Origin of the sequence: Rhizobium zaerense (assembly GCF_051810725.1) — a bacterium.
Classification (GTDB): Bacteria; Pseudomonadota; Alphaproteobacteria; order Rhizobiales; family Rhizobiaceae; genus Rhizobium; species Rhizobium leguminosarum_I.
In genome coordinates this window covers 2268444-2293916 of sequence record NZ_CM132690.1, presented here as the reverse complement: position 1 = coordinate 2293916, position 25473 = coordinate 2268444, and the positions used below count along the sequence as shown (strand labels likewise).

The window sequence follows — 25473 nt, the reverse complement described above, 5'->3', positions numbered from 1 at the left end:
CCTGGAGGGAACCATGCGTTCGAAATCCATTCGCGTTGGATTGGTGGGAGTTGGCAATTGCGCCTCGTCATTGGTTCAAGGACTTACATACTATGATAACGCCCGGGAAAACGAGCCGGTTCCAGGCCTCATGCATACTGATCTCGGCGGCTATCATGTGCACGATATTGAGATATCCTGCGCCTTCGATGTTGCCGCTTCAAAGGTAGGGCGAGATGTCGCGGAAGCGATCTACGCCGAGCCGAACAACACTCACCGTTTTGCAGATGTCACTCCGATTGGCGTGGAGGTAAGGCGCGGCAGGACGATGGATGGGATAGGGAAGTATCTTCGGGATCGGATCGAGGAATCGACCGAGCCTTCAGCGAACGTGGCGGAAATCCTCAGGCAAAGCCAGACGGAAGTGCTAATTTCCTATCTTCCCGTTGGCTCGGAAGAGGCAACGAAGTGGTACGCCGAACAGGCGCTGGCGGCAGGTTGCGCCTTTATCAATTGCATTCCGGTATTCATAGCCTCCAAACCGGAATGGCAGCAGAAGTTCGCTGCCCGAAAGCTGCCGATCATCGGCGACGATATCAAGAGCCAGGTGGGGGCAACGATCGTCCACAGAATGCTCGTGAATCTCTTCCGCGAACGGGGCGTCCGTGTGGACCGCACCTATCAGCTCAATTTCGGCGGAAACACCGATTTTCTCAATATGCTGGAACGCGAGCGGCTGGAATCGAAGAAGATCTCCAAGACCCAGTCGGTCACCAGCCAATTGGATATTCCGCTTCCAGCAGACGATGTACATGTCGGACCGAGCGACCATGTCCCTTGGCTCACCGATCGGAAATGGGCTTATATCAGGCTTGAAGGCACCACTTTCGGCGGCGTGCCGCTCAACGCAGAGCTCAAGCTTGAGGTGTGGGACTCCCCCAATTCCGCTGGCGTGGTCATCGATGCGATACGCTGCGCGAAATTGGCCCTCGACCGAGGCGTTGGCGGAGCCCTGACAGGGCCGTCGAGCTATTTCATGAAATCGCCGCCGCAGCAGTTCACTGATTACGAGGCCCGCCGGCGAACGCAGGATTTCATCGATGACCTGGAGGATGTTTTGCGCGGGGCCGCGGAATGACGGTAACGTTCTTCCTGGTCCGCCACGCCGCCCACGACAATGTCGGGAATTTCCTGGCCGGCTGTACGGCCGGGATTTCGCTTGGCGAAGCCGGCCGCTCGCAAGTTCAGGGTCTCGGGCAGAGGCTGCGCCGCGAGGACATCACTGAGATCTACACCAGCCCGCGCGAACGTACACGGGAGACGGCAGAAGGTATCGCATCGGCCTGTGGTCTGTCTCTACCGCAAACAGACAATGCTTTGGACGAGGTGAATTTCGGCGACTGGTCCGGAAAGACGTTCGAAGTCCTTAATGACGATCCTCTGTGGCGGCGGTGGAATACCACACGTAGCCTCACCCGCACGCCAGGAGGCGAGACGATGCTGGACGTTCAAACTCGGATCTTCGGCCTAATGGAGACTTTGGCCAGCGGCGGTGACAAAAACCGAATAGCTCTGGTCTCTCATGCCGATGTCATCAAGGCGGGTGTGAGTCACGTCCTGGGATTGCCGATCGATGCTTGGCCCAGATTTGATATTGCGCCCGCCTCCGTCACGACAGTTGTGATCGGTGACTGGGGTGCAAAAGTGATGACGCTCAACGAAGTGACCTTATAACCCGTTCGTTAAATCCTGCCCGGGGAAGTCAAATGATCGAAGCTGCAATGATCTGGAACGAGCCGAACAACAAATCGCACTGGGATCCGGAAATCGATCCTGAATGGAGCCTATTTGCGCAAATGGCAATCCTCGCCGCCGATGCCATCGGAGCCAAGAATCCGGAACTGACGAAGGTACTCGGCGGGATATCTCCAATCGACCCCCTCTTCATCAGCCGCATGAAAAATTACGGCGTGCTCGATCACCTCGATGCCGTCGCGCTGCATGGATTCCCGCTCGACTGGAACCTCTGGCAGATCCATGAGTGGCCGGAGAAGATCAACGAAATTCGCGCTGTCACCGATCTGCCGATCTGGGTCAGCGAAGTGGGTGTCTCGACATTCGGCGCCGAGGAAGTGCAGTTGTGGGGTTTGCAACGAACTGCCGAGTTGCTCAAGGGTAAAGTCGAGCGCTTGCAATGGTACAGCCTCTACGACCTCCCCCGATCATGGGAGGCAACCACCCGTCATCGCGAAGCCGAAGGCTCCTCCTATTACCGGCACTACTATATGGGCATTCTGCGTGAAGACGGAACGCCCAAACCGGCGCTTGAGGAGTTTGCCAAACACACGCCGGATTTCGGGCTGGTGCAATGGTTCCACTTCGAAGACCCGCGGCTGGATGAAGCCGCCGCCTGGATGAAGCGCTTGGGAGTAAAATCTGTGCGCACCGGGCTTTCCTGGGCGGACCGATTCCGGCCCAATGCCCTCGACTGGTTCGACCGGCAGATGCGTGCCCTCGAAGACTTCGACGTAACGGCGACATTCTGCTTCACGCCCGAGCATAGAGGTATCGCGCCGCACCATACGAGTCCGCCTCTGGTGCCCGAAGAATTTGCCGGGTTCTGCGAGGAAATGGTTGAGCGCTACGCACCGCGCCAGGAAAGCGGACATATGTCACGCGTTGCCAAGTCAGCTGCCCGATTGCTGGGCCTCGAATCACGTGCGTCCCTCGGAGCCGGCTAAACCCAGGCTCCGGGCTATCCTGCCGATCGGCCCTCGGGAATAAGCCACCCCCTGATAGCATGCCAAGGCCGCACGAGCCCACAGGATGTAAAGTCTGGGGCTGCGTAGGAAACGGGCGATTGAAAAGACCCGGTGACTCCAAAAGCTGATCCAGTAGCGCATGATGTAGACCGCCTTGCGCTGCGAAGACAGACTATGGCTGCCGGCACGGACACGTTTGCGCGGGCGCATACCCTTACGTGGCCAGGTCAAACGGAATGAGAGGCCCTCGCGACGCTGACGGAATCCCGCAGCTTGGGTCGCTACAACAAAATCGGCGTCGACGTGAGACAGTGCGATCCTCTTGTCATCTATCCCCGCAAAGATCGCATCCAGAAGGGCCTTTGAGCGGACGATAACCACATTCGTCCCGCGTCCATCCGAGGAATAGGGCTCCTTCCAGGCATCCCCGAAAGCGATATCGGCCGTTTCCGCAACGACGTCGTCGCAGAAATTGCAGGCGGAATTCTGAAAAAAGCCCGCCCCCCAGTCCCCATCGGCCAGATGCCACCAGTCTTGGGCACGCGTATCTCCGTTTTCGAGTGTCAGTTGCGTCCGATACCAATTCGCAGGTCGATCCGGGGACTTTATCCTGTAGTCGAGCCGTTTAACCTTTCCGATATCCTCACCCATCTGCCACGCGAAGCTTTCAGCCATGCGCGCGCTTTTCATATGGCCGCAAAACAGCCCAAGCGTGAAGGCAATGCGCTCCTTCAATATTGGGTCATCGGCACAGGCTAGTCGCACCGCCTTGATGAAACAGGGAATACCAACCACGGCATACCGGCCGGGCGCCTCGCGAATGGACTGAAGCACTCCGGAAAGTTCGACTGGATAATATCGAGATTTGGCGCCGGCCTGAAGTTCCTGCAGATTGCGTGACAGCAAATAATGAAACAGGCGCCCTTCCAACAGCGGATCATCGCTCTCCTTGACGTGAGCCACACCGTCAACCAGCCCCAGGCGCAGCAGCTCCGCCGCCACCCAGGTGACCATGCCCCCGGAACTGCCCTTCGAACGGTATTCCCCTTCCTCGACATGGCCGACAAAAGCAGCCTCGAAACGACCCAGTAGAGGGTCTTGGTTTTTCGCGCGGGGAAAATATTCGGCCGCCAATTCGTCCTCGTCGCGAGCCATTGGCGAAAACGGGCAAATTCGGGCAAACTCTTCATCACCGCCCTGCAACCAAGTCCGTGGGGCTGTGGGCTTCATCTGCCCGTATCGGTCGAGTCCCATGCGCACATCAGGCCGTGCTGACTTTGCGACGCAGGAGCCGCAGCCGATGCAGAGGCCGGAGGCCGCAATATCCCCGGGGCCGATGCCCGCAGTGAGATGATCCTGCTGCTGGGAGCTATTGCAAGGCATGGCTGAGATAGGCGGTGGATCTATGACGCAAGGAAGTTATTTGTTGCGAGATAGCCGCGGGAAGTGGGTTATCAAGAATAACATCTAGATGCGATGGAATCATATCCTCGGTGAGGACATGATGCTCGGCGCGGACAAGCTGCATCAGATCGCGAATCTTGTTGGAGCGATAATCGGAGAGGACGCATGCAAACGGCTTTTCGTTGACAAGCGAAAACACGCACCCATGAAAGAAGTTCGTCACGACAGCCTTAGCGTCGGATATGAACCTGGCGAAGTCCTCCGGCCCGGCATCGATCCATTGCTCGTCGGCCCAATCGTTCCGATAGCCGATGCTGACGAGCGGGTAGCCCCGATCTCCTGCCCACCGGCGCACCGCATTTTGGAACCAGGTTGGAAAACTGTGCCCGTAAACGGCTATATAAGATGCCGCATCCCCGTCATCTCTGCTCGCAGTCTTCATCTGCGGAAATTGCAGACACGGGTCGAGAACGAGTTCTGGCTCCCGTCCCAACGTCTCGCGGATGATCCGCTCCGAATGGAGATCCCGGACTGAAATATGAGAAAACTTTCGCAACTTTTCCGCCCAACCCTCCAGCCGCTCCGACGATGCCAGACTTCCAAATGTCGCGGCATAGGAGATAGTGCGCCCGCATCGCAGGCCCTCACCATAAAACACTGGATACCCGCCATACCAGGGATGGCGAAGGTTCCACACCTCGTCGCTGCCGACGACGACGAGCGAAAACTCGTCCATTGCGGCCGGATTCTCCAAGGGAAAAGGCGATGAAAGAGGTAAGCTGGCAAAGGAGTGAAAGAATTTCCGGATCTTCGCTTTATAGAGCGGGTGGTCTTCCTTCGGCGTTGCAACAGGAAGCAGCGGTTGCAGCGCGCATTGCCATTCGGCGCGGTTCACGCGATCGGACATGTGTTCCAGGAGAACGGCTTCGACTCCCATGGACGCGAGGCCTTCGGCCAGACAGCGTGCCTGCCAATAGGAGCCGTAGTTTATGCAGCGATGAAAGGTAAGAATCCCGACCTTAAGCATTTGGTCCCTGAAGCATATCGAATACCCTCCGATAACCGTTCAGTTCCAGTTCCGTTCCCAACAAACCGAAGCTCGCCTCTTGGTCCGCGACGAGAAGTTCTCCTGAGAGCGCCAATTCGCATCGAACCGGCGGAACCTGTCGCGGCGTGACGTGACCAGCCGGTGCGCGATTGCCGCCTGTTCGGGAGCCGTTTCTTCTGCATGTCGCGATGAAGTAGATAACCCCCAGCTCAGCCGGGGGTTGTCAGCAGTCTGGAGGCCGGAGCTTTCACTCCGACTTTCTCATTTTATGTCACAGGACCGCTTAGTTGACCGACTTGTCGACCAGCTTGTTCTTACCGATCCAGGGCATCATGCCGCGCAGCTTGGCGCCGACTTCCTCGATCTGGTGGCTGTCGTTCAGGCGGCGGATGCCCTTGAAGCGCGAGCCGCCGGCGCGGTATTCCTGCATCCAATCGGACGTGAACTTGCCGGTCTGGATGTCCTTGAGGACACGCTTCATCTCGGCCTTGGTCTCGGCGGTGATGATGCGCGGACCGGAGACATATTCGCCCCATTCGGCCGTGTTGGAGATCGAGTAGTTCATGTTGGCGATGCCGCCTTCATAGATCAGGTCGACGATGAGCTTCACTTCGTGCAGGCACTCGAAATAGGCCATCTCAGGCGCGTAACCGGCTTCAACCAGCGTTTCGAAACCAGCGCGGATGAGCTCGACCAGACCGCCGCAGAGAACGACCTGTTCGCCGAACAGGTCGGTTTCGCACTCTTCGCGGAAGTTGGTTTCGATGATGCCGGAACGGCCGCCGCCGACACCGCAGGCGTAGGAGAGCGCCAGTTCAAGCGCATTGCCGGACGCGTTCTGGTGAACGGCAACGAGGCAGGGAACGCCGCCGCCCTTCTGGTATTCGCCGCGAACCGTATGGCCCGGGCCCTTCGGTGCGATCATGACGACGTCGACCGAAGCCTTCGGCTCGATGAGGCCGAAATGAACGTTGAGGCCGTGAGCGAAGGCGATGGCTGCACCGTCACGGATGTTGCCGGCGATGTCAGCCTTATAGATGTCGGCCTGCAGTTCGTCCGGGGTGGCCATCATCATCAGGTCTGCCCAGGCGGCAGCTTCGGCAACCGTCATGACCTTGAAGCCGTCGGCTTCGGCCTTCTTGACGGTCGGCGAACCGGCCTTCAGCGCGATGACGACGTTCTGGGCGCCGCTGTCCTTGAGGTTCAGCGCATGGGCACGGCCCTGCGAACCGTAGCCGATGATGGCGACCTTCTTGGCCTTGATGAGGTTGAGATCGGCATCACGATCGTAATAGACGCGCATTTGAAGTTCCTTCCCTTTGCTTGTCTTGTTGACTGTCATTAAAGCGGAATCAGCCGAGAACCGGCATCTCCGCCAGAACCTTGTCCGTGCCATAGAGCCTGAGGAAGGCGGTCACCGCCCTCTCCGCCTGGCGCGCGGTATCCTTGAGGCCCGGTTCGCCGAGCAGCATGCGCACATGCAGGTCGGAAACAACAAGGCCGTAAAGCGTGTGATAAGCCTCGTCGGCATCGGAAAAACGCAGGAGCCCCGCCCGCTTCCCGGCATCGATCAGCGCCATGGCGCGCCGGTCGATCTGGCGGCGGCCGCGCTCGAGCAGCAGCTTGCCGAGTTTCGAGCCGTCGCGGTTCGACTGGCCGATCGCCAGCCGGTTCAGCGCCAGCGAGACGTCGCCGGCGAGCACTTCCAGCAAGTCACGCGCAAAAATGACGACATGGTCGTGCAGGCTCGCCGCCGTCAGCCGCTCGCCGTTGCGCTCGAAGGTGCGCACCTTGCTCGCCTGGTAGGCGATCATCGCAGACAGCAGCCCGTCGCGATCACCGAACCATTTATAGAGGCTTTCCTTCGAACAATTGGCGGCGCGCGCCACACCCGAAGTCGTCAGCGCCTTCTCGCCGCCATCGACGAGCAACTGCAACGCCTGCTCCAGAACGGCGTTCTGGCGCGGCGAAAATTCGCTCGGCTCTGCGGTATCGACGGACACGATCATGGCTCCCATATACGTACCGTACAGTACGGTTCGTGAGGTTTATGCGATAAACCGATCAGCTCGTCAAGAAGTCCTGATTGATTTTTTTAATAGGGGAAACCGCGATGAAACACCAGAATTGGATAGGCGCGAATCCTCGGCGATCGCATAATGTCGCGCTATACCATTTGCCCGGAGGCTTCGATGTCACGCCTGTCTGCAGCTCTTCTCCTACTCGGAGCAATTCTCCTTGGCGGCTCAGGCGCTTTCGCGCAGTCCAACAGCGACGTCTATAACCGCATCGAGGAACTGCACGGCGATGCCGCGGGCTTCGACCGGCCGCTGCGCCAGCTTGTCAAGGCGATGCGCTCAGGCGACGCCGAGACCATCGCCGGCCTTGCCGAATACCCGCTGACGATCAAGGCCAACGGCGAGACCTACGATGTCGAGAACGCTGAGGATTTCATCGACAATTTCGACGATCTCGTGACGCCGGGAACGCGCCGCGCCGTCGGGCGCCAGCAATACGAGGATCTCTTCGTCAATAGCGACGGCGTCATGCTGGCCGGCGGCGCCGTCTGGATGGGCGCGGTCTGTGAGGACAACAGCTGCGAGGCGAGCCATTGGGCGATCATCGCGATCAACAATTAAAATCCGGCGATGAGGAAAAGCCGATGAAATACCAAATAGCCGCCGCGGTCATGATTGCAGCTCTTGTCGTCGCAGCCAATGCGCGGGCCGCCGAGACCCGCTGCGGCTGGATCGAGAATCCGACGCCCGCCAACTGGTGGCTGGAGGACGCGGAGAACACCTGGACGATCATGACCCAGGGCGACGATGCCGGCGAGGTCGAAGGCATGGAGCTGATCCCCGACATCTCCGAACATGATTATGTCAGAACCAACGGTACTTACGGCTACGCCTGCGCCTGCGTGAGTGTGGAAACGGATGGCAAGGACCGCATCACGCGCATCCTCTCCTTCCGCCAGCTAAAGCTCGCCAAATGCCGTGCCGACAGGGCCCTGAAATTCCCCGGCTAACCAGCGCCTCACCCGAAAGCCGGATACGGTTTTCGGGTATGCGCCGTTTCAAAGTGACGGAACGTCTTGGGGTCCTGCCGCCGCGCGCGGCCTCTATTCCGCCGCCATGACGTCGCGGGCGCCGTCGACATCGCGAGCTGGCGAGGCGCCGTAGAGGCGGCTGTATTCACGGCTGAACTGCGACGGGCTTTGATATCCGACGCGGTGGCCGGCCGTGCCCGCATCGAGGCGCTCCACGAGCATCAGCCGGCGTGCCTCGTGCAGGCGAAGCTGCTTCTGATACTGCACCGGCGTCATCGCCGTGACCGATTTAAAGTGATGATGGAAGGACGACACGCTCATGCTGACGCGGTCGGCAAGGTCTTCGATGCGCAGTGGCCGCGCGAAATTCTCCTTCAGCCATGCGACGGCGCGCGCGACCCTGTTGCTGTGGCTGTCTGCAGTGGCAATATTGATCAGCCGCGCGCCATCCGGCCCGGTCAGCACCCGGTAGAGGATTTCCTGCTCGATCAGCGGCGCCATGGCAGGAATGTCGCCTGGACGATCGAGCAAGCGCAGCAAGCGGACGGCAGCATCCAGGAGCTCCGGTGGAGCGACGTTCACCGCCATCCCGCGCTGTCCGTCAGTATCGGCGGCTGGGCGCGGAATATCGATCCGGCTGAGCAATTCCAGCAGTTTTTCCGAGTCGATTGCCAACCCCAGGCAGACATGCGGAACCTCAGGGCTTGCCTCCGTGACGCGCCAGGCGACCGGCAGGTCGAGCGAGGTCAGCAGATAGTCGCCAGTCCCGTAGCTGATAAGTTCCGTGCCGAGGCGCAAGCTCTTGGCGCCCTGCAGGACAAAGGCAAAACAGGGCCGGTAGCTGCTGTGCAGCGGATCGCTGGGCTTGGACCGACGGCTGATGTGAAGATTGCCGATATCAGTCGCAAACTCGCCGTCACCAGCCGCGAAGCGCATCGCGATATCGACAATTTCCTGATAGGGGCTGAAGGGCAAAGTCATGCGGCAACTCTTTCTGTCAATTGTCTGACGCCGGCGATACCGCTCTTATCTAGAGTGCCTTGGCCATTTCACAAACAGGCCGGCGCCTCACTTTTGCAGGATCGTGCAAAAAGCTGAGAGGATCGCTCTAACTCTCTGCCGCCGTTCCGGGCAATAGTCCACCATCTCTTTCAACCCCCACCACAATCGAAAAGGATGGTTCCCATGCCTATTGCAAGAGGCTACGCCGCGACCGACGCTTCCAAGCCGCTGACCCCTTTCACCTTCGAACGCCGCAACCCGAACCCCGACGACGTCGTTATCGACATCAAGTTTGCCGGCATCTGCCACTCGGACATCCACACTGTCCGCAACGAATGGAAGAACGCCGTCTATCCGATCGTGCCGGGCCATGAGATCGCCGGCATCGTCTCGGCCGTCGGTTCCGATGTGACCAAATTCAAGGTCGGCGATCGCGTCGGCGTCGGCTGCTTCGTCGATTCCTGCATCGGCTGCGCCGAGCGCGACCTTGATCGGGAACAGTATATGCCGGGGCTCGCCGGCACCTACAATGACTTCGAAGCCGACCGGAAGACACGCACCCAGGGCGGCTATTCCGACTCGATCGTCGTTCGGGAAGGCTATGTCATGTCCATTCCGGACAATCTGCCCCTCGATGCCTCCGCGCCGCTGCTCTGCGCCGGCATCACGCTCTACTCGCCGCTGCGCCACTGGAATGCCGGCCCCGGCAAGAAGGTTGCGATCGTCGGCATGGGCGGCCTCGGCCACATGGGCGTCAAGCTCGGCGCCGCCATGGGCGCCGATATCACCGTTCTCTCCCAGAGCCTTTCCAAGAAGGAAGATGGGCTGAAGCTCGGCGCCAAGGAATATTACGCCACCAACGACCCGGAAACATTCACGAAGCTCGCCGGGACTTTCGACTTGATCATCTGCACCGTCAGCGCCGAGATCGACTGGAATGCCTATCTCGGCCTGCTGAAGGTGGATGGTTCCTTCGTGGTGGTCGGCGCCCCGGAAAACCCGATCCCCGTGCATGCCTTCTCGATCATCCCCGGCCGCAAGAGCATATCAGGCTCGATGATCGGTTCGATCAAGGAAACCCAGGAAATGCTCGACTTCTGCGGCGAGCACAACATCGTCTCCGAGATCGAGAAGATCAACATCCAGCAGGTCAACGAAGCCTATGAACGCGTCCTGAAAAGCGACGTCCGCTACCGCTTCGTCATCGACATCGCCTCGCTGGCGGCTTGAAGAATGGGCGGCGACTCCTTCGGGAGCCGCCGCCGGACAGGCGACTAGATCGGCCTCCAGCGAAGCCAAAACCTACGGCCAGGCGACTGGATCCAGATGGCGATGAGGTGCGCCGCCAATAATGACAACGGCAAGAGGAACACGGCCAAGGAAAGAGCGTCTCGGCTGCATTCGCCACCCCACGAGGTATTTCCGAGCCCGAGATAATTGCGCAGAGCAAAACAATCACCCACTCCGAACGTTGCGAGCAAGATCAGTAGCGGTACGTGCGCGAGGTAGAGCGGGTAGGAAATTTCACCCATCCAGGTGGCGAAGCGTCCGAGCCGCGCGTTTCTTGCCAGCCCCAAGCCGAACCAGATGATCATGGGGTGAGCGATAAATATCAGAAGCAGATAGTATTTCCTCTCGGTGAGGATGAACCCCGAATAAAGCGCCGTGAGCGCGGCCACCAGAATCAAACTGGCCGAGGCGGCAAGCCTGATGCGGAAGCCTCGTCGCCAAAGATGACTGATAAGTACGCCGCCGTAAAAAGATACCAGCACCCGTGGAAAGCCTCCGAGAATATCGCCCCAGACGGAGCCCGGCGGGTACCGAAAGTGCCATAAAGCAAGGACGAATGCTGGCGCTGACAGCGCGACGATGAAAACAGCCACTCGGAGACGCGCCGCAGTAACAAGAAAGACCACGTTGGCCACGACTTCAAAAAACAACGACCATGCCGGTCCGTTCAAGGGCAGAATGCCGAGGACGGTGTCAGACGGCGCCGGAAGCATGAGCAGGCTGGTAACGGAGGAAACGGCAAAAGTGTTGATGCTCCAGTTTTCGAGATGGCCAATCAATGGGAAAACCGAAACAGCGCCCAGCAATGTGCAGGCGAAGTAGACGGGATACAGTCGGGCAATGCGGTGATTGATGAAGTCTCGGCGGCCGCCCGCCTGTAGCAGGCTCTCGCCGTATCTTTCCGCCAAAACGAAGCCGCTTAACATGAAGAAAAGATCGACAGCGGCATAAGCAACGGGAAACGCGTTGCTGGAATGATAAACGAGTACAAGTATTGCAGATGCCCCACGCAACAGATCGAGCATCCAGAAACGATGCTTTCCCTCAGCTGCTACGTCACTTGTCATGCAAAAATCTCACGCTCTATTCCAAGCCCGCGAGCTACCATTATTCGATGCGAAGACATTTGGCGAGGGAATAACCGTGCATCAACGCTCACTATACACCGCCGAACCACCTCCAGATCAGGGCTGTACTCAAATGGGGACACCCCGCAGACGCAGCAAATATTCGGCACCGTTAAACGGATCGGGGCCGGAGCGCTCACGCAAGCGCGGCTGGCCGGCAACCGGGGCGTAGTGATCGAAAGAGGTTTCCATGGTTCCGGCCCCGCTTGTCAGGCCCGGCAATTGCTGCTGAACGCTTTGGATCACCTGAGACGCCACGGTGCCCTCGAGCCGGGCGACGCCATCGGCGATCGCCGAATCCATCATCGCCGCTGCCGATTTCGCAAGCAAAGTGAGCACACCGCTCAAGCTCTCCGCGGGCGCTTCGAGATGAAAGCGGTCGATCGGTTCGCATAGGACGGTTTGCGCGGCCGACAGTGCATCTGCCAGCACCCAAGGCGTGAGTTGCCGGAAATCGGCGGCGGTGCTTACAGGCGAGCTGTGCCGAGCTGCCGTCATCGCCACGTGGCAATCAATAACCTGCCAGCCGAAAATCCCCTGCTTCAGGGTTTCGAACACGGTCTCCTCGACCGCTCGATAGAAGGCTACAGGCATCTGGCCGACATCCACTTCGAGCGCGAAGCTGTTGCCCGCCCCGGGAGGGCGCGGCTCGACGCGCAGGCCGACGGTTGCCAGGAAGGGATTGGGCTCCTTGAAGAGGACCTGCAGGCTTTGCCCGGTTCCTGCAAGCCTTTCCACTAAGATGACGGTGCTTTCCTCGAACCCAGCCTCGAGACCGAAATCCGTCAGCAGGGTCGATTGGACGACCTCCTTCTGCACCTCGCCATAGAGCGATACGAAGATTTCGTCGGCATCATCGTTCCGGCGCAGATTGATCAACGGGTCCTGCTCCGCCATCTGGTTCAGCGCCAGCCAGAGGGCCGCCTTGTCGGAGGGCCGCCGGGCAAGGACGCGGGTTTCGAGGCTGGGCGGGGCAAACTGCGGCCGCCCACCCGCGAGCAGGTCGCCGCCCACTGCATCCCCGATACGGGCGCCGGCAAGGCCGCTGATGCGCGCGATCTGCCCGGCGCGGAAGCTTGCGGCGCCATGAACCCGGCCAGCCTCGAAAACCTCGATCGCGGTCACTCTTTCCGGGCCTTTGGGCAAATCCAGATGTTGCCGGAGCCGGACCGTGCCCGACGTCAGATACATATAGGCCAGCTTTTCACCACCCCAACCGCGTTCGATCTTGAAGATTTTTCCGGCAATCGGCCCGTCCGGATCGAGGCGCCGGCCGGGCAATATCGTCGCGATGGCCGATGTCAGGGCCGGCACGCCGACGCCAGTCGTTGCCGCACCTGCGAAGACAGGATGCACCAGACCGCTCGCGACCTGATCGGCCAGGCAGCGTCCAAGCCTATCCGCCGTCAGGCGATCGGGCGCCAAGACGTAGTCGTCCAGCAGCGCCTCGTCATTCTCCGCGAGTGCTTCGCAGAGCGGCGTGAAAAGCGGTTCGCATCCGGGGGCCAACGCCTCCACTCTGGCAAGCCTGCTGCCGGCATCGATGACGGAAGACATGGCGATGGGGCGAACGAGCAATTGGCTGGCAAGAGCCTTCAGCACGTCCTCATATTGGGCGCCGAGACGATCGACCTTGTTGACGAAGAAGATGAAGGGAACGCCAAGCCGCCGCAACGCCCGCACCAGCACCCGCGTCTGGGCCTGCACGCCTTCGACCGCCGAAACGACGACGACCGCGGCATCCAGCAACCCGAGCACCCGCTCGACCTCGGCGATGAAATCCGGGTGACCGGGCGTGTCGATGAGATTGACAATCCTGTCGCCGACCGTGAACGACACCGCCGCGGTCCTGATCGTGATGCCGCGTTGCCGTTCGAGCTCGAGAGTGTCCGTCTGTGTATTGCCGATATCAACGCTGCCGAGCTTGTCGATGACGCCGGCGTCAAAAAGCAGTCTTTCGGTAAGGCTAGTCTTGCCTGCATCCACGTGGGCGAGGATGCCCAGATTCAAAGTGCGCATGAACCACCAACTTCTCAGAATTTCGAATGTGATTTTCGTGAGAAGTGAATCGGCGCATTGGAACCTCTACCTGGTGATGGCGACGGCTGGATGCAGAACCCCCGGTGTTCTTCGGAGGACGCGGGCGGAATGGTAGAGGCGTGTCGGGAGATATGTCAAGCTTGGGCGTATGACGTTCACGCGTGGCTGGTTTCCTGGACCGGCGTGCCGTGGCCGCCCCCCTCTTGACTGCGCGCAAACGGCTTCCCAAACAATCAGCGATTCAGCTCGGCTTTACATTCAAGATGCAGGAAGGTCATGCCACTTGTGATCTCCCCACCTGTGGGGGGTTCGAAGGACGGGTCGAGCCACGCGTCTCGACCCCAGGCCTGGCAGGACAGAGGGGGGTGCCCCCGCGGCATGCCCTCTCCTGCTGTCCCCAACATGACCCGAAAGAGAGTTTACCCCTCCTCCCGCATCGTCTCCCGCTGTGTAATCAGCCGCGCGCTGTGCTGGCCGCTCAGATAGATCCACAGCCAGCTCCAGGCGACGGAGAAGCGCGAGCGAGTGCCGATCAGGAAGTAGATATGAGCAAGTCCCCAGATCCACCAGGCGATCCAGCCCTTCAGCTTGATCCGGCCGAAATCGATAATCGCCGCACTCTTGCCGATCGTCGCCAGGCTGCCCTGATGCCAATAGCGGAAAGGCGCCGGCGCCGGTTTGCCGGACAGGCGGGCGCGGATCACCTTGGCGACGTAACCGCCCTGCTGCTTGGCGGCAGGCGCAATGCCCGGCACCGGCTTGCCGTCCTCGCGCATGACCGATGCGGTATCGCCGACGACGAAGACATCGGGCAGGCCCGGCGCGCTCAGATCCTTTTCGACGATGACGCGCCCTGCCCGGTCGGCCGGCACGCCAAGCCATTGCGCCGCCGGCGAGGCGGTGACGCCGGCTGCCCAGACGATCGTCCGGCTGGCAACGAAGGTCTCGCCGATCTTCACGCCGTGGGCGTTGCACTCGGTCACCGGCTTGCCGAGATGGATCTCGACCCCGAGTTTTTCCAGCGCCTTCTGCGCATAGGCCGAAAGCTCCTCGGCGAAGGTCGGCAGCACCCGCGGGCCGGCCTCGACCAGCACGACGCGGGTCTTGCGCGTGTCGATGTTGCGGAACTCCTTGGGCAACGTGAAATGCGCGAGCTCGGCAATGATGCCGGCCAACTCGACGCCGGTCGGCCCGGCCCCGACGATGGTGAAGGTCAGCAGCGCGTCGCGTGCAGCGGGATCGCTCTCCATCTCCGCTCGCTCGAAGGCGAGCAGCACGCGCCGGCGGATCGTCGTCGCATCCTCCAGCGTCTTCAGGCCGGGCGCCACCGGCTCCCATTCGTCATGGCCGAAATAGGCATGCGTCGCCCCGGTCGCCAGCACCAGCGTATCGTAACCAAGAGTCATGCCGTTGCGTAAGGAAACCGTCTTCGCACCGCTGTCCACGTCGGTGACCTCTCCGAGCAGCACCGTCACGTCAGGCCGGTCGGCATAGAGGCGGCGGATCGGCCAGGCGATCTCCGAGGTGGAGAGAATGGTGGTCGCCACCTGATAGAGCAGCGGCTGGAAGAGATGGTGATTGCGCCGGTCGACCAGCGTAATCTTGACGCCGGCACTCTTCAACCCGTTGACGAGCTGCAACCCGCCGAAACCACCGCCGACAACGACGACATGATGATCGCTCATGACCTACCCCTTTGCGCCATTTCGCTCAAAGCCAATGTGGCCTTCGCCGCGATGGTTGCAACTGCCGTTTCGGCATGCCTGCCCTGCGCCGCCGATAGTCGACGGCGCAGGGTTTATTGGCTTCGCCTGCAGTCCGACCTCGCTTTTTGCAGAATGCTGTAAACGTGTTGTGCATTGTCGATCCCCAAAAGCTGAGGTTCATTGGCAAGGGCCGGCGTCCAGCCGCTCATCCGTCGGTTGGACCGGACGCCGAACTTGATCGTACCCCTGCCGCGGGTGCCCTCTTCAAAGCTGATCGAGGGCAGAAGTTCATGCCCGCTGGTGTATAAATTCCGAAAGAACCCGCTTCTGCGAATGATGACGCGTCTGTCGGTTACCATGTATTCCGTCCTCGCCCGCGCGGCAGCATCGACGAAAAAACGTCCCGCGATGATGTAGAGGCCCATCAGCGCAAACAGACTAAGCCACAATTTCGTAGAAACCGGCCCGTCCCCAATGACGGCGGCAAATGCGAGAACATTCGCAAAACCGCCCCAGAGAAGCGAAAACGGAATGAGGAGGCGATCTCGTGATGTCAGGAAAAATCCCTGTGCGGGACGCCCTGACCAGAGAAGCTTTTCCCCCCGCATGAAATCACGATTGATATTGCCATTGCCCATATGATTGCAGCTCTTAAAAACACCGGCTCACCGTGCATAACCCACGGGTATCGCCGTTCCATGCTTCAACTCTTCCATCGAGATCGATGCCGAAACGTCGAAGAGTTCGAGTTTGCGGACAATCTGCTTGTAGATCACGTCGTAATGCTCGACGCGCGGCAGCACGATCTTCAGGATGTAATCATGGTTGCCGGTCAGGCGGTGCGCTTCGACGATTTCGGGGATGTCGCCGATGATCCGGCGGAAGGTCTCCGTCCATTCATCGGAATGGTGCGCCGTCTTGACCAGTGCGAAGAGCGTCGTCGGCACGCCCATCTTTTCCCGATCGAGCACGACGATGCGCCGGGCGATATGGCCACTCTCCTCCAGCCGCTGGATGCGCCGGGAGCAGGCCGAAACCGAAAGCGCCACACGCTCGGCAAGATCGGTCACGGATATGCCTGCATCCTTCTGCAGCATGTCGAGAATGCGCCTATCGCGATCGTCAAGCATGTGTCTAAACTGAACCTCTCGCCGAATTTTTGCATAAACTCGTAAATCCACGCAAAATAATATCACATATTTCACAGAGATGACAAACAACGCAAACACGTCGCGCCGGAATCGCGGCATCATTCCCGACAGTTGAGAAGCATGGGAGCTTGTAGAAATGGAAATGATCGGACTGATCGGTGGCATGAGTTTCGAAAGTTCGGCGGTCTATTACCGCCTCGTCAACGAGATGGTGCGCGACCGCAAGGGTGGCCTCGCCTCGGCTGAACTCATCCTGCATTCGGTCAATTTCGAAGAGATCGTCGCGCTCCAGAAGGCCGGCGACTGGGATATGGCCGCCTCGCGCCTCGGCGATGTGGCGCTGCGCCTGCAGATCGCCGGTGCCCGTTGCATCCTCATCTGCACCAACACCATGCACCTGATCGCCGACAAGGTCGCAGACAAGATCTCCGTGCCGCTGATCCACATCATCGACGAGACGGCAAAATCGCTGCATGCGAGCGGCTGTAAGCGCCCGCTGCTGCTTGCCACCCGCTACACGATGGAGCACGGCTTCTACGGTGACCGGATGAAGGGCCTCGGCCTCGACATCATGGTGCCCGATGCCGGCGACCGCACCACCGTGCACGATATTATCTTCAACGAACTCTGCGCCGGCAAGGTGCTCGACAGTTCGCGTCAAAAACTGTTCGATGTCATCGCTCGCGCCGTTGATAACGGCGCCGACAGCATCATCCTCGGCTGCACCGAGATCTGCCTGATCCTCGACCCCGACCATTTGCCGCTGCCGGGCTTCGACACCACAGCGATCCATGCGCGGGCGGCTGTCGATTTCGCGCTGGGAATGGACGAGACAACAGAAGAGGAAGCCGCCTGATATCGTCAAATTAGTTGACTCAGTCCAATAAATGTCAGACAAGATCTTCGTCTGGAGATCTTTGCCGGGCCGCTGACAAAGTCGGTCAACTGCTCTTTCGTCATGCTCGGGCTTGTCCCGAGCATCTGCAGCCGGTGCAGCAGATCCTCGGCACAAGGCTGAGGATGACGCCGAGTGAAGAGCACGGTTCGTCAGCAGTTCGACCAGGATCTCCATTTGGAGATCATCATGTCTAGCCTATCGCTCATCGAAACCGCTCGCGATTTCAACCGGTTCTATACGAACTTCCTCGGCCTCTTGAACAAGGCCTATCTCGACACCCCCTTCACGCTGACCGATGCCCGCATCCTCTTCGAGCTCGGCTCGCATGATGGCGTCAGCGCCGCCGCACTTGTCCGCGACCTGCAGCTCGACCCGGCCTATCTCAGCCGCATTCTCAAGCGTTTCCGCGCCGAGGGGTTGATCGAGACCAGCCCCGATCCGGCCGATCTTCGCAGCCAGGTCATCATTGTCACCGACCAGGGACGCGAGACGTTCGAGGAACTCGGCCGGCGCTCCAATGCGCAGATCGCCGCCCGTTTCGACCGCCTGGCGAGCGGCGAGCCGGAGGCGGCCGTCTCCGCCATGTGCACGATTCGCGCCCTGCTCGACCCGGCGGCAAAACCTGCGCCGGCAATCATCCGCGCTCACCGGTCCGGCGATATCGGCTGGATCGTCCAGAGCCAGGGCCGCTTCTATGCCGAGGAATATGGCTGGGATCTGCGCTTCGAGGCGCTGGTCGCCGAGGTCGCCGGCAAATTCCTCGCCAATTTCGATCCGGTCAAAGAATATTGCTGGATCGCCGAGCGCGGCGGCGTCAATGTCGGCTCGGTGCTCATCACCAATGGCGGCGACGGCGTCGCCAAGCTCCGCCTGCTCTATGTCGACAAATCAGCCCGCGGCCTCGGTCTCGGCAAGCTGCTGGTCGATGAATGCATCCGCTTCTCAAAACAGAAGGGCTACCGCGAGCTTTCGCTCTGGACCAACGATATGCTGGAGACCGCCCGCGCCATCTACGTCAAGGCGGGATTCCGCCTTGTCTCCGAGGAGAGACATCGCATGTTCGGCCCCGAAGCGAACGGCCAGACCTGGGTGCTCGATCTCTGAATTTGCTGCGTCGCAGAAATTTCACTTGATTTGGAAACGTTCATTCCCTAATTAGGCGCTATGACCGTTGCCAATCTCACACCAGAAGCAAAGACCCGCAGCCGTGGCCGTCCGCGCGAGTTCGATATGGAAGCAGCACTGGATGCGGCGCTCCGCGTCTTTTCCGAACGCGGCTATCACGCCGCCTCCATCAGCGAGTTGACCGAAGCAATGGGCCTTGCTTCGGGGAGCATCTACAAGGCATTCAAGGATAAGCGCGGCATCTTTCTGGCTTCTTTCGCCCATTATCGAAAACTCGGCCGACGGCGCCTGGAAGCGATGATCGCGTCTGCGAAGACCGGTCGCGAGAAGGTCTTCCAGATGGTGATGTATTATGCCGAGGTCTCCTATGGCGAGGCCGGCCGCAAAGGCTGTCTCGTCGTCGGCGGCGCCAACGACTTCGCCCTGCTTGACGAGGAAGCCGCTGCCCACGTCGTGACTGCCTTTACCGCGGACGAAAAGCTGATGGCCGATCTCATCCGCATCGGCCAGGCAGACGGCAGCATTCCGAAGACGGCAGACCCCGATGCCGCCGCCCTCGCCTTCCTCTGCTTTACCAAGGGCCTGCGCGTCATCGGCAAAACAGGACGCAGCAGGGAAGAGATGCTGTCCGCGGCCGAGGCCGCGATGAAGCTCGTGACCTGAACAGTCCACATCGTGGACGAGAGAAATACCGGTATTCGGTCAAGGATCGGGTGGCCGCAGCCAGCATTTTTGCATTCAATCCTTTCAATCTTTGAATACCGGAGTTTCTGATGAGCATTTCAGCCACCACGCCGGATAGGGCCATTCCCAGGGCGCTATCCCCTTGGCTAACCTTCCTTTTCGCCGCCGCCTGCGGGCTGGTGGCCGCCAATCTCTATTACGGCCAGCCGCTGGCCGGCCCGATCAGTGCCGATCTCGGCTTCACGCCTGCCGCCACCGGCCTGATCGTCACGTTAACGCAGATCGGCTACGGCCTCGGCCTGCTGCTGATCGTGCCGCTCGGCGATCTCACCGAAAACCGCCGTCTGGTGTTGATGCTGATCGCCGTCTCCGCTGTCGCGCTCATCGGCGCGGCGCTGTCGTCGACGCCCGCGGCCTTCCTCGTCGCTTCGCTCTCTATCGGTCTTTCATCTGTCGCAGTTCAGGTCCTGGTTCCTTTCGCTGCCAACATGGCGCCGGATGCCACGCGCGGCCAAGTCGTCGGCAATGTCATGAGCGGCCTGCTCTGCGGCATCATGCTCGCCCGCCCCTTCGCAAGCTTCGTCGCCGAGGCCTCCTCCTGGCACGTGGTCTACTACGTCACCGCAGCGCTCATGCTCGTGCTCGCCGTCGTCTTGCGCATCAACCTGCCGGTTCGCGTGCCGAAGACGAAACTGCGTTATGGCGAGTTGCTCGCTTCTATGGGCCATCTGGCGCTCACCTCGCGCGTGCTGCAGCGCCGGGCGCTCTATCAGGCCGGCATGTTCGGTGCCTTCAGCCTGTTCTGGACGACGACGCCGCTGCTGCTTGCAAGCCCGGCCTTCGGCCTGACGCAGAACGGCATTGCCCTCTTCGCCCTCGCAGGTGCTGCCGGCGCCGTCGCCTCGCCGATCGCCGGCAGGCTTGCCGACCGCGGCATGACAAAGATCGCCTCGACGCTCGCCATGCTGCTCGGCATGGCCGCCTTCCTGATCAGCCATTTCGCCGGCGATGGCTCGCTTGGCGCTTTGCTGCTCCTGTCGGCAGCAGCGATCCTTCTCGATTTCGGCGTAACGACCAATCTCGTCTGCGGCCAGCGCGCCATCTATGCGCTGAACCCGGAACACCGCAGCCGGCTCAACGGCTTGTTCATGGCGACCTTCTTTGCCGGCGGCGCCCTGGGCTCAGCACTCGGCGGCTGGGCCTATGCGACCGGCGGCTGGACGATGACGGCCTGGATCGGCTTCTGCTTCCCGGCGCTGGCCTTCCTGCTGTTCCTGACGGAAGGACGCGGCGAGTAAAGGAAGCCGGCCTATTTGTCGACGGAATCGAACTGAGAACGGGCGGCGCGAACGGCATCATGGTTCGCTTCCGCCCAGTTCAACAGTTGCGCCAGCGTCTGGTACAGCGAGCGGCCGAGTTCGGTCATCGAATATTCCACACTCGGCGGCTTGGTCGGGAAAACCTCGCGGTGGATGTAACCGTCTCTCTGCAGGTCGCGCAGCGTCTGCGTCAGCATGCGTTGCGAAATATCGGGTATCATCCGCCGCAACTCGCCGAATCGATAAGGCCGATCCGCCAGCACATCGAGCAGCAGCGTCGACCATTTGCCGCCGATCTGCTGCATCATGTCCCTGACCGGGCAATTGCCGAAATCAAGACCGGCAAGATCGATCTCGCGCCGCGTCCCCGGCATCCTGTTCTTCAGATTGAGGACTGCGCCACTCATCTGCTGGTTCCCTTTTAGTAACGTACAGCCGAAAAACTGCCTCCTTTACACCGCGAAGTCAATTCCTATTCTAGTGTTACTCTCTTTTTGAGACCGCCTCTGAAACATAGAAGGAACCCGACGTATGAGCGAAACCATCCTGGTCACCGGCGCCGCCGGACAGCTCGGCCAGCGTGTCATCCATCACCTCATCGAGACCTACAAGGTCGCTCCAGGCAACATCGTCGCGGCAACGCGCCAGCCGGAAAAGCTTTCCGATCTGGAAAACAAGGGCGTCGTTATCCGCAAGGCCGATTTCGACGATGCGGCAAGCCTGGAGACGGCCTTCGCCGGCGTCGATCGACTGTTGATTATCAGCACCGATGCGCTCGACACCCCCGGCAAGCGTCTCGCCCAGCACAAGGGTGCCGTCGCGGCAGCAGTCAAATCAGGCGTCAAGCACATCGCCTATACCTCGATGCCGGCGCCGGACAATTCGCTCGTCACCTTCGCGCCCGATCATCTCGGCAGCGAAAACGCCATCAAGGCAAGCGGTGTCGCCCATACGATCATCCGCGACGCCTGGTATCACGACAATTACCTGCACGGCATGCCGCACAACCTGAAGGGCGGCAAATGGTACAGCGCCACGGGCGACGGCAAGATCTCGACCATCTCGCGTGACGACTGCGCCCTGGCGATCGCCGCGGCCCTTGCCTCCGGCACATCCGAGAGCGCCACCTATACGGTGACCGGCACGCAGTCGCTGGATAGCCGGCAGATCGCCGCCATCGTTTCCGACGTCGCCGGCAAGCCGCTCGAAGTGATCGACGTCAATGACGAACAACTCGGCCAAGGCATGCGCGGCGCCGGCCTCCCCGGTTTTGTCGCCGACATGCTGGTTTCTGCCGACGCCAACACCCGCGCCGGCAATTTCGACATCGTCACCGAAGACTTCACCAAGCTGACCGGCAAACAGCCGCAGCCGCTGAAGGATTTCTTCGTTGAACATAAGGCGGCCCTGACGGCCGCTGGAGCTGGCGGGCACTGAGGCATTTACGGGCAGTGGCTTGCGTTGCCCCCCTCTGCCCTGCCGGGCATCTACAAGGGGGGAGATTGGATGGGAGCGACGGCTTCCCCAGACGGCTACCGCACGTCTGCTCCGATATGGTAGAGAGGGAGCAATGATCCAGTCTCCTGCTGATCTCCCTTCTTGTGGGGGAGATGCCCGGCAGGGCAGAGGGGGGTGGCCACCCTGAGGGCAAATTGAGTCCTCAAACCGCCTGCCCGCAGGCCCGGCAGAAGCGGCGCACCGTTTCCGCCATCCCGTATTCCAACGCATCGGCGGTCAGCCCATGGCCGATCGAGACCTCGGCAAGCCGGGGAATGCGCCTGACCAGCGCCGGCAGGTTTTCGACCGTCAGATCGTGACCAGCATTGACGGCAAGGCCGATTGTGAGGGCTGCATCCGCCGTCCGTCCAAGCGCTTCCAGGATCGGGGCCGCCCGCTCCGGTGCATCGAAGCAGCCGCCGTAGGGGCCGGTATAGAGTTCGATCCGATCGGCGCCGACCGCCTTGGCGATCTCAACCGCCTGTGCGTCCCCGTCACCGTCGGAAAACAACGACACCCGGCATCCCATCGTCTTCAGCCGCGCGACGGCATCGGTCAGGAACGCCCGGTGCTTGCGGAAATCCCAGCCGTGATCGGAGGTCGCCTGCGCGGGATCGTCAGGCACCAGCGTCACCTGCTCGGGTGCCGCGCCTGCGCAGAGTTCGAAAAATTCCTCTGTGGGATAACCCTCGATATTGAACTCGGCCTTGGGGAATTCGTCGTCGATCAGGTTGCGGATGACAGGCAGGTCGGAGAAGCGGATGTGCCGCTGGTCGGGGCGCGGATGCACCGTCAGCCCGCTCGCACCGGATTTCAGTGCGATCCGCCCGAGCGCTTCGACGCTCGGCCAGGGCAGATCGCGCCGGTTGCGCAGCATGGCGACGGCGTTGAGGTTCACGGAGAGCTTGGCGGGCATGGCGAGATCCATCGGTCACGGAAATGGGAGACCTGCTTTTAAGCCAAGTGCTCCGCGATGGCCAACGAGATTCACAAATGGATGCGATGCCGATCGCTGATGGGCACCGAAATTACGCTGAGCATTTGCCGCACGCTTACCGCAGACAGTAAATCCCGTCATCTTTGAAGAGGGCCGCGGGATCCCGCAGTGCAGCACATGTTTTTGTGCAACACACCCAAGAACCCGGCAAAATATGCCGGTAAAGTTGCTATCCCATTTAAAAGAGATTATTTTTAGCACTTATAAAAAAGATTGTTCACGCATAACGTGGACATCGTATCGCGTAGAGTACGCCGCGTACTGCTTCTTTCCCACTGAGAAGAACGCCTAGAGGAAACCCCACTCGCCGCGCATGGGAAGCAACTGGCAAAACCGCATGAGGTGCAACAACATGCCCCAGGAGGGTTCATGCCAGACGGTTCCAAACGCCTGTTTGCCACCGCCGGTATCGCTTCGGAGGCCCGGTCGAAATACCGGTTCCTGCCTTCGGCCGCGCTACCGCCGGATCTACCGGACGGTCCGGTGCCCATTGCCGACATGGCAAACGCATTCGGCGTCACGCACAGGACACTGCATTTTTATGAAGAGAAAGGGTTGATTTCAGCCAATCGCATCGGCCTGATGCGGGTCTATGGCCAGGACGACGTGATGCGCATGGCCGTCATTACAGTCTGCCGCGAAACCGGCATGCCGATCGCCGTCATCCAGGAACTGATGGACGAACTCCGCAACGCCGATCTGCAGGAAACGGCCGAAGCGATGTTCCGCGAGGCCCTGCAGGTGCGCAAGCGCGAGCTGACGGCCGAGATGTCGACGCTGCACCGCCAGCTCCAGCAGGTCGGTGACCTCCTTGATTTCGACGGCAGCATCGAGGATCCGCCGCTGAACGACAATCAGGACAGTGCCAGCCTGACCGCACAGGAGCGGCGTTGCCTGGAACTGATGGCGGAGGGTTATTCCACCCAGCGCATCGCCCGGGCGCTCGACCTGAAGCATGACGAAACCCGTGACCTGGAGGCCGGAATCATCCTGAAATTCCGCGCCAACAACCGCTTCCAGGCCATCGCCAAGGCAGTTCTGCTCGGCATCGTGCAGGCCTGAATCACGCCCCCGACGGCCGCCACCATCTCCTCTTTCTTCTGTCCGATCAGCAGATGCGATCTGGTCGCGCGTGCGCCCGGGTTCACGAGTGTGAACGGGATCATCGATTTGATCGGGATCGCCGGATGTGATAGGGTCAGCGGACTATCGTCAGCGTCTCCGCCGCGCGCGTGATCGCAGTGTAAAGCCAGCGTTCCCGTGTATCGCGAAACGCCCAGCTCTCGTCGAAGAGCACGACATCATTCCATTGCGAACCCTGTGCCTTGTGAACGGTCAGCGCGTAGCCGTAGTCGAACTCGTCATAGCGCTTTCGGGTGTTCCAGGGGATCTCGCCCTCGACGTCCTCGAAGGCCTGTTTCAGCAGCTTGATCTTGGCGGCTCCCCGATCCATGTCATCGTCTTCGGGGCGGACCAGCAGATTGATGCCGGGCTTCGTCGTTTCCTTGGATGAGGTCATCACCTGCCAGAGCGAGCCGTTGAGCAGGCCCTTGGCCGGATCGTTCCGCAGGCAGACGAGCTTGTCGCCGGTCTGGGGATAATCGGCATTGAAGCCTTTCAGTTCGCGCAGGCGCTGATTGTAGCGCCGTCGTGTCCTGTTGGTACCGACGAGCACCTGGTCGGCATCGAGGACCAGCTGCTGAGTCACCTCATTTTTCGAAATCACCTTGGCCGTGCCGTAATCGCCGTACATCACCTCATTGCCTTCGCGCACCTGCATGGCCAGCTTGATGATCGGATTGTCGCGCGCCTGCCGGTGGATATCGGTGAGCAGGTAGTCCGGCTCCTGATTGGTAAAGTAGCCGCCGCCTGTGACCGGCGGCAGCTGGCCGGGATCGCCGAGCACCAGGATTGGCGTGCCGAAGCTCATCAGATCCTTGCCGAGCGCCTCGTCCACCATCGAGCATTCGTCGACGATGATCAGCGCCGCCTTGGCGACCGGGCTTTGCCGGTTGATCGAAAACATCGGCGCGATCGAGGTCTTGCCTGTTTCCTCGTCTTCCACCGCCTCCTCGCCGCGCGGCCGGTAGATCAGCGAATGGATCGTCCGGGCGTTCGAGGCGCCGCGCGAGCGCAGCACCTGCGCCGCCTTGCCGGTGAAGGCGGCAAACAGCACGTCTCCATCGACATTTTCGGCAAAATGCTTGGCAAGCGTCGTCTTTCCCGTGCCGGCATAGCCGAACAGGCGAAAGAGCGGCGAGCGCCCTTCCTTCAGCCATTTCGAAACAGCCTTCAGGGCTTCATCTTGTTGCGGCGCAAATTGCATGACCGCAGGACTTGGCAGGATTCGCGGGCTTTAGGCAAGGCGGAAAACGGCAAATCGCCCGGCCGGACG

Annotated in this window: 25 protein-coding genes; 12 read left to right on the top strand and 13 right to left on the bottom strand. The window is 60.5% G+C overall.

Annotated features, from left to right (window positions below; translation table 11 throughout):
• Positions 1–13: 13 nt before the first annotated feature.
• The 3 genes from ACS4RR_RS10970 to ACS4RR_RS10960 are packed head-to-tail and all read left to right on the top strand — an operon-like array spanning position 14 to position 2720.
• On the top strand, positions 14–1117 hold the full coding sequence (locus ACS4RR_RS10970; protein ID WP_260109016.1) for an inositol-3-phosphate synthase: 1104 nt from the start codon (positions 14–16) through the stop codon (positions 1115–1117).
• Entirely contained in the window at positions 1114–1713 is a 600-nt protein-coding gene (locus ACS4RR_RS10965) for a histidine phosphatase family protein (protein ID WP_170255044.1), read from the top strand. Before ACS4RR_RS10970 ends, ACS4RR_RS10965 begins: the two co-directional genes overlap by 4 nt.
• Positions 1714–1745: 32 nt before the next feature.
• Positions 1746–2720: a beta-xylosidase gene (locus ACS4RR_RS10960; protein ID WP_017964997.1), complete on the top strand. Its 975-nt coding sequence runs from the start codon at positions 1746–1748 to the stop codon at positions 2718–2720.
• On the opposite strand, the gene ACS4RR_RS10955 is transcribed toward ACS4RR_RS10960, so the two are convergent.
• From ACS4RR_RS10955 to ACS4RR_RS10940, 4 genes are all read right to left on the bottom strand, one after another.
• Positions 2694–3995: a Coenzyme F420 hydrogenase/dehydrogenase, beta subunit C-terminal domain gene (locus tag ACS4RR_RS10955; protein WP_260109017.1), complete on the bottom strand. Its 1302-nt coding sequence runs from the start codon at positions 3993–3995 to the stop codon at positions 2694–2696. The two genes, ACS4RR_RS10960 and ACS4RR_RS10955, sit on opposite strands and share 27 nt — an antisense overlap.
• Before the next feature lie 115 nt (positions 3996–4110).
• Positions 4111–5172: a polysaccharide pyruvyl transferase family protein gene (locus ACS4RR_RS10950; RefSeq protein WP_260296549.1), complete on the bottom strand. Its 1062-nt coding sequence runs from the start codon at positions 5170–5172 to the stop codon at positions 4111–4113.
• A 304-nt stretch (positions 5173–5476) separates the two neighbouring features.
• Positions 5477–6496 carry a ketol-acid reductoisomerase gene (gene ilvC / locus ACS4RR_RS10945; protein WP_026154226.1) on the bottom strand — a complete coding sequence of 340 codons (1020 nt, stop codon included), beginning with the start codon at positions 6494–6496 and terminating at the stop codon, positions 5477–5479.
• A 49-nt stretch (positions 6497–6545) separates the two neighbouring features.
• Positions 6546–7211: a TetR/AcrR family transcriptional regulator gene (locus ACS4RR_RS10940; protein WP_018074237.1), complete on the bottom strand. Its 666-nt coding sequence runs from the start codon at positions 7209–7211 to the stop codon at positions 6546–6548.
• Positions 7212–7352: 141 nt separating this feature from the next.
• On the opposite strand from ACS4RR_RS10940, the gene ACS4RR_RS10935 reads away from it, so the two are divergent.
• Together ACS4RR_RS10935 and ACS4RR_RS10930 are read left to right on the top strand one after the other, a co-directional pair.
• The gene (locus tag ACS4RR_RS10935) at positions 7353–7832 is read left to right on the top strand and encodes a hypothetical protein (RefSeq protein WP_260109019.1); all 480 of its coding nucleotides are present in this window, start codon (positions 7353–7355) and stop codon (positions 7830–7832) included.
• Between the two features lie 23 nt (positions 7833–7855).
• Complete coding sequence (locus ACS4RR_RS10930) at positions 7856–8221, top strand: DUF4087 domain-containing protein (protein ID WP_222383997.1); 366 nt, start codon at positions 7856–7858, stop codon at positions 8219–8221.
• 93 nt (positions 8222–8314) lie between these two features.
• Here ACS4RR_RS10930 and ACS4RR_RS10925 read toward each other — a convergent pair whose 3' ends face one another.
• Positions 8315–9223, bottom strand: coding sequence for an AraC family transcriptional regulator (locus tag ACS4RR_RS10925; RefSeq protein WP_260109020.1), 909 nt, complete (start codon positions 9221–9223; stop codon positions 8315–8317).
• Between the two features lie 204 nt (positions 9224–9427).
• Between ACS4RR_RS10925 and ACS4RR_RS10920 the strand changes: the two genes are divergently transcribed.
• Positions 9428–10474, top strand: coding sequence for an NAD(P)-dependent alcohol dehydrogenase (locus ACS4RR_RS10920; protein ID WP_011652713.1), 1047 nt, complete (start codon positions 9428–9430; stop codon positions 10472–10474).
• Between the two features lie 44 nt (positions 10475–10518).
• On the opposite strand, the gene ACS4RR_RS10915 is transcribed toward ACS4RR_RS10920, so the two are convergent.
• The 5 genes from ACS4RR_RS10915 to ACS4RR_RS10895 all read right to left on the bottom strand — a co-directional run bounded on the left by ACS4RR_RS10915 (position 10519) and on the right by ACS4RR_RS10895 (position 16537).
• Positions 10519–11601 carry an acyltransferase family protein gene (locus ACS4RR_RS10915; protein ID WP_170260746.1) on the bottom strand — a complete coding sequence of 361 codons (1083 nt, stop codon included), beginning with the start codon at positions 11599–11601 and terminating at the stop codon, positions 10519–10521.
• 129 nt (positions 11602–11730) lie between these two features.
• Complete coding sequence (locus ACS4RR_RS10910; RefSeq protein ID WP_260109023.1) at positions 11731–13680, bottom strand: elongation factor G; 1950 nt, start codon at positions 13678–13680, stop codon at positions 11731–11733.
• A gap of 440 nt (positions 13681–14120) precedes the next feature.
• Positions 14121–15386: an NAD(P)/FAD-dependent oxidoreductase gene (locus tag ACS4RR_RS10905; RefSeq protein WP_260109024.1), complete on the bottom strand. Its 1266-nt coding sequence runs from the start codon at positions 15384–15386 to the stop codon at positions 14121–14123.
• A gap of 113 nt (positions 15387–15499) precedes the next feature.
• Entirely contained in the window at positions 15500–16045 is a 546-nt protein-coding gene (locus ACS4RR_RS10900) for a PH domain-containing protein (RefSeq protein ID WP_260109025.1), read from the bottom strand.
• Between the two features lie 27 nt (positions 16046–16072).
• On the bottom strand, positions 16073–16537 hold the full coding sequence (locus tag ACS4RR_RS10895) for an Lrp/AsnC family transcriptional regulator (protein WP_170276453.1): 465 nt from the start codon (positions 16535–16537) through the stop codon (positions 16073–16075).
• A gap of 157 nt (positions 16538–16694) precedes the next feature.
• On the opposite strand from ACS4RR_RS10895, the gene ACS4RR_RS10890 reads away from it, so the two are divergent.
• From ACS4RR_RS10890 to ACS4RR_RS10875, 4 genes are all read left to right on the top strand, one after another.
• Complete coding sequence (locus ACS4RR_RS10890) at positions 16695–17414, top strand: aspartate/glutamate racemase family protein (RefSeq protein WP_260109026.1); 720 nt, start codon at positions 16695–16697, stop codon at positions 17412–17414.
• A 228-nt stretch (positions 17415–17642) separates the two neighbouring features.
• On the top strand, positions 17643–18560 hold the full coding sequence (locus tag ACS4RR_RS10885) for a bifunctional helix-turn-helix transcriptional regulator/GNAT family N-acetyltransferase (RefSeq protein WP_170255031.1): 918 nt from the start codon (positions 17643–17645) through the stop codon (positions 18558–18560).
• A 60-nt stretch (positions 18561–18620) separates the two neighbouring features.
• The gene (locus ACS4RR_RS10880; RefSeq protein WP_260109027.1) at positions 18621–19244 is read left to right on the top strand and encodes a TetR/AcrR family transcriptional regulator; all 624 of its coding nucleotides are present in this window, start codon (positions 18621–18623) and stop codon (positions 19242–19244) included.
• A gap of 110 nt (positions 19245–19354) precedes the next feature.
• A complete protein-coding gene (locus tag ACS4RR_RS10875; protein ID WP_170282635.1) occupies positions 19355–20563 on the top strand; it encodes an MFS transporter in 1209 nt (402 codons plus the stop codon).
• An 11-nt stretch (positions 20564–20574) separates the two neighbouring features.
• On the opposite strand, the gene ACS4RR_RS10870 is transcribed toward ACS4RR_RS10875, so the two are convergent.
• Positions 20575–20991 carry a winged helix-turn-helix transcriptional regulator gene (locus ACS4RR_RS10870; protein ID WP_260296556.1) on the bottom strand — a complete coding sequence of 139 codons (417 nt, stop codon included), beginning with the start codon at positions 20989–20991 and terminating at the stop codon, positions 20575–20577.
• Between the two features lie 124 nt (positions 20992–21115).
• Here ACS4RR_RS10870 and ACS4RR_RS10865 point away from each other — a divergent pair, with 124 nt between their 5' ends.
• Positions 21116–22021 (top strand): SDR family oxidoreductase, encoded by a 906-nt coding sequence (locus ACS4RR_RS10865; RefSeq protein ID WP_260296557.1) that lies wholly within the window; start codon positions 21116–21118, stop codon positions 22019–22021.
• A gap of 223 nt (positions 22022–22244) precedes the next feature.
• Here ACS4RR_RS10865 and ACS4RR_RS10860 read toward each other — a convergent pair whose 3' ends face one another.
• On the bottom strand, positions 22245–22997 hold the full coding sequence (locus tag ACS4RR_RS10860) for a pyridoxine 5'-phosphate synthase (protein WP_260296558.1): 753 nt from the start codon (positions 22995–22997) through the stop codon (positions 22245–22247).
• 450 nt (positions 22998–23447) lie between these two features.
• On the opposite strand from ACS4RR_RS10860, the gene ACS4RR_RS10855 reads away from it, so the two are divergent.
• Positions 23448–24140, top strand: a complete 693-nt coding sequence (locus tag ACS4RR_RS10855) for a MerR family transcriptional regulator (protein ID WP_456190077.1) — start codon at positions 23448–23450, stop codon at positions 24138–24140.
• Between the two features lie 136 nt (positions 24141–24276).
• Here the strand turns inward: ACS4RR_RS10855 and ACS4RR_RS10850 are convergent, their stop codons facing one another.
• Complete coding sequence (locus ACS4RR_RS10850; protein WP_018074216.1) at positions 24277–25404, bottom strand: ATP-dependent DNA helicase; 1128 nt, start codon at positions 25402–25404, stop codon at positions 24277–24279.
• Positions 25405–25473: the final 69 nt, after the last annotated feature.

What these genes read in the sequence shown, in the direction of transcription:
- ACS4RR_RS10970 (WP_260109016.1), top strand. Translation starts at nt 14, where the DNA reads ATGCGTTCGAAATCCATTCGCGTTGGATTGGTGGGAGTTGGCAATTGC.
- ACS4RR_RS10965 (WP_170255044.1), top strand. Translation starts at nt 1,114, where the DNA reads ATGACGGTAACGTTCTTCCTGGTCCGCCACGCCGCCCACGACAATGTC.
- ACS4RR_RS10960 (WP_017964997.1), top strand. Translation starts at nt 1,746, where the DNA reads ATGATCGAAGCTGCAATGATCTGGAACGAGCCGAACAACAAATCGCAC.
- ACS4RR_RS10955 (WP_260109017.1), bottom strand. Translation starts at nt 3,995, where the DNA reads ATGGGACTCGACCGATACGGGCAGATGAAGCCCACAGCCCCACGGACT.
- ACS4RR_RS10950 (WP_260296549.1), bottom strand. Translation starts at nt 5,172, where the DNA reads ATGCTTAAGGTCGGGATTCTTACCTTTCATCGCTGCATAAACTACGGC.
- ilvC (WP_026154226.1), bottom strand. Translation starts at nt 6,496, where the DNA reads ATGCGCGTCTATTACGATCGTGATGCCGATCTCAACCTCATCAAGGCC.
- ACS4RR_RS10940 (WP_018074237.1), bottom strand. Translation starts at nt 7,211, where the DNA reads ATGGGAGCCATGATCGTGTCCGTCGATACCGCAGAGCCGAGCGAATTT.
- ACS4RR_RS10935 (WP_260109019.1), top strand. Translation starts at nt 7,353, where the DNA reads ATGTCGCGCTATACCATTTGCCCGGAGGCTTCGATGTCACGCCTGTCT.
- ACS4RR_RS10930 (WP_222383997.1), top strand. Translation starts at nt 7,856, where the DNA reads ATGAAATACCAAATAGCCGCCGCGGTCATGATTGCAGCTCTTGTCGTC.
- ACS4RR_RS10925 (WP_260109020.1), bottom strand. Translation starts at nt 9,223, where the DNA reads ATGACTTTGCCCTTCAGCCCCTATCAGGAAATTGTCGATATCGCGATG.
- ACS4RR_RS10920 (WP_011652713.1), top strand. Translation starts at nt 9,428, where the DNA reads ATGCCTATTGCAAGAGGCTACGCCGCGACCGACGCTTCCAAGCCGCTG.
- ACS4RR_RS10915 (WP_170260746.1), bottom strand. Translation starts at nt 11,601, where the DNA reads ATGACAAGTGACGTAGCAGCTGAGGGAAAGCATCGTTTCTGGATGCTC.
- ACS4RR_RS10910 (WP_260109023.1), bottom strand. Translation starts at nt 13,680, where the DNA reads ATGCGCACTTTGAATCTGGGCATCCTCGCCCACGTGGATGCAGGCAAG.
- ACS4RR_RS10905 (WP_260109024.1), bottom strand. Translation starts at nt 15,386, where the DNA reads ATGAGCGATCATCATGTCGTCGTTGTCGGCGGTGGTTTCGGCGGGTTG.
- ACS4RR_RS10900 (WP_260109025.1), bottom strand. Translation starts at nt 16,045, where the DNA reads ATGGGCAATGGCAATATCAATCGTGATTTCATGCGGGGGGAAAAGCTT.
- ACS4RR_RS10895 (WP_170276453.1), bottom strand. Translation starts at nt 16,537, where the DNA reads ATGCTTGACGATCGCGATAGGCGCATTCTCGACATGCTGCAGAAGGAT.
- ACS4RR_RS10890 (WP_260109026.1), top strand. Translation starts at nt 16,695, where the DNA reads ATGGAAATGATCGGACTGATCGGTGGCATGAGTTTCGAAAGTTCGGCG.
- ACS4RR_RS10885 (WP_170255031.1), top strand. Translation starts at nt 17,643, where the DNA reads ATGTCTAGCCTATCGCTCATCGAAACCGCTCGCGATTTCAACCGGTTC.
- ACS4RR_RS10880 (WP_260109027.1), top strand. Translation starts at nt 18,621, where the DNA reads ATGACCGTTGCCAATCTCACACCAGAAGCAAAGACCCGCAGCCGTGGC.
- ACS4RR_RS10875 (WP_170282635.1), top strand. Translation starts at nt 19,355, where the DNA reads ATGAGCATTTCAGCCACCACGCCGGATAGGGCCATTCCCAGGGCGCTA.
- ACS4RR_RS10870 (WP_260296556.1), bottom strand. Translation starts at nt 20,991, where the DNA reads ATGAGTGGCGCAGTCCTCAATCTGAAGAACAGGATGCCGGGGACGCGG.
- ACS4RR_RS10865 (WP_260296557.1), top strand. Translation starts at nt 21,116, where the DNA reads ATGAGCGAAACCATCCTGGTCACCGGCGCCGCCGGACAGCTCGGCCAG.
- ACS4RR_RS10860 (WP_260296558.1), bottom strand. Translation starts at nt 22,997, where the DNA reads ATGCCCGCCAAGCTCTCCGTGAACCTCAACGCCGTCGCCATGCTGCGC.
- ACS4RR_RS10855 (WP_456190077.1), top strand. Translation starts at nt 23,448, where the DNA reads ATGCCAGACGGTTCCAAACGCCTGTTTGCCACCGCCGGTATCGCTTCG.
- ACS4RR_RS10850 (WP_018074216.1), bottom strand. Translation starts at nt 25,404, where the DNA reads ATGCAATTTGCGCCGCAACAAGATGAAGCCCTGAAGGCTGTTTCGAAA.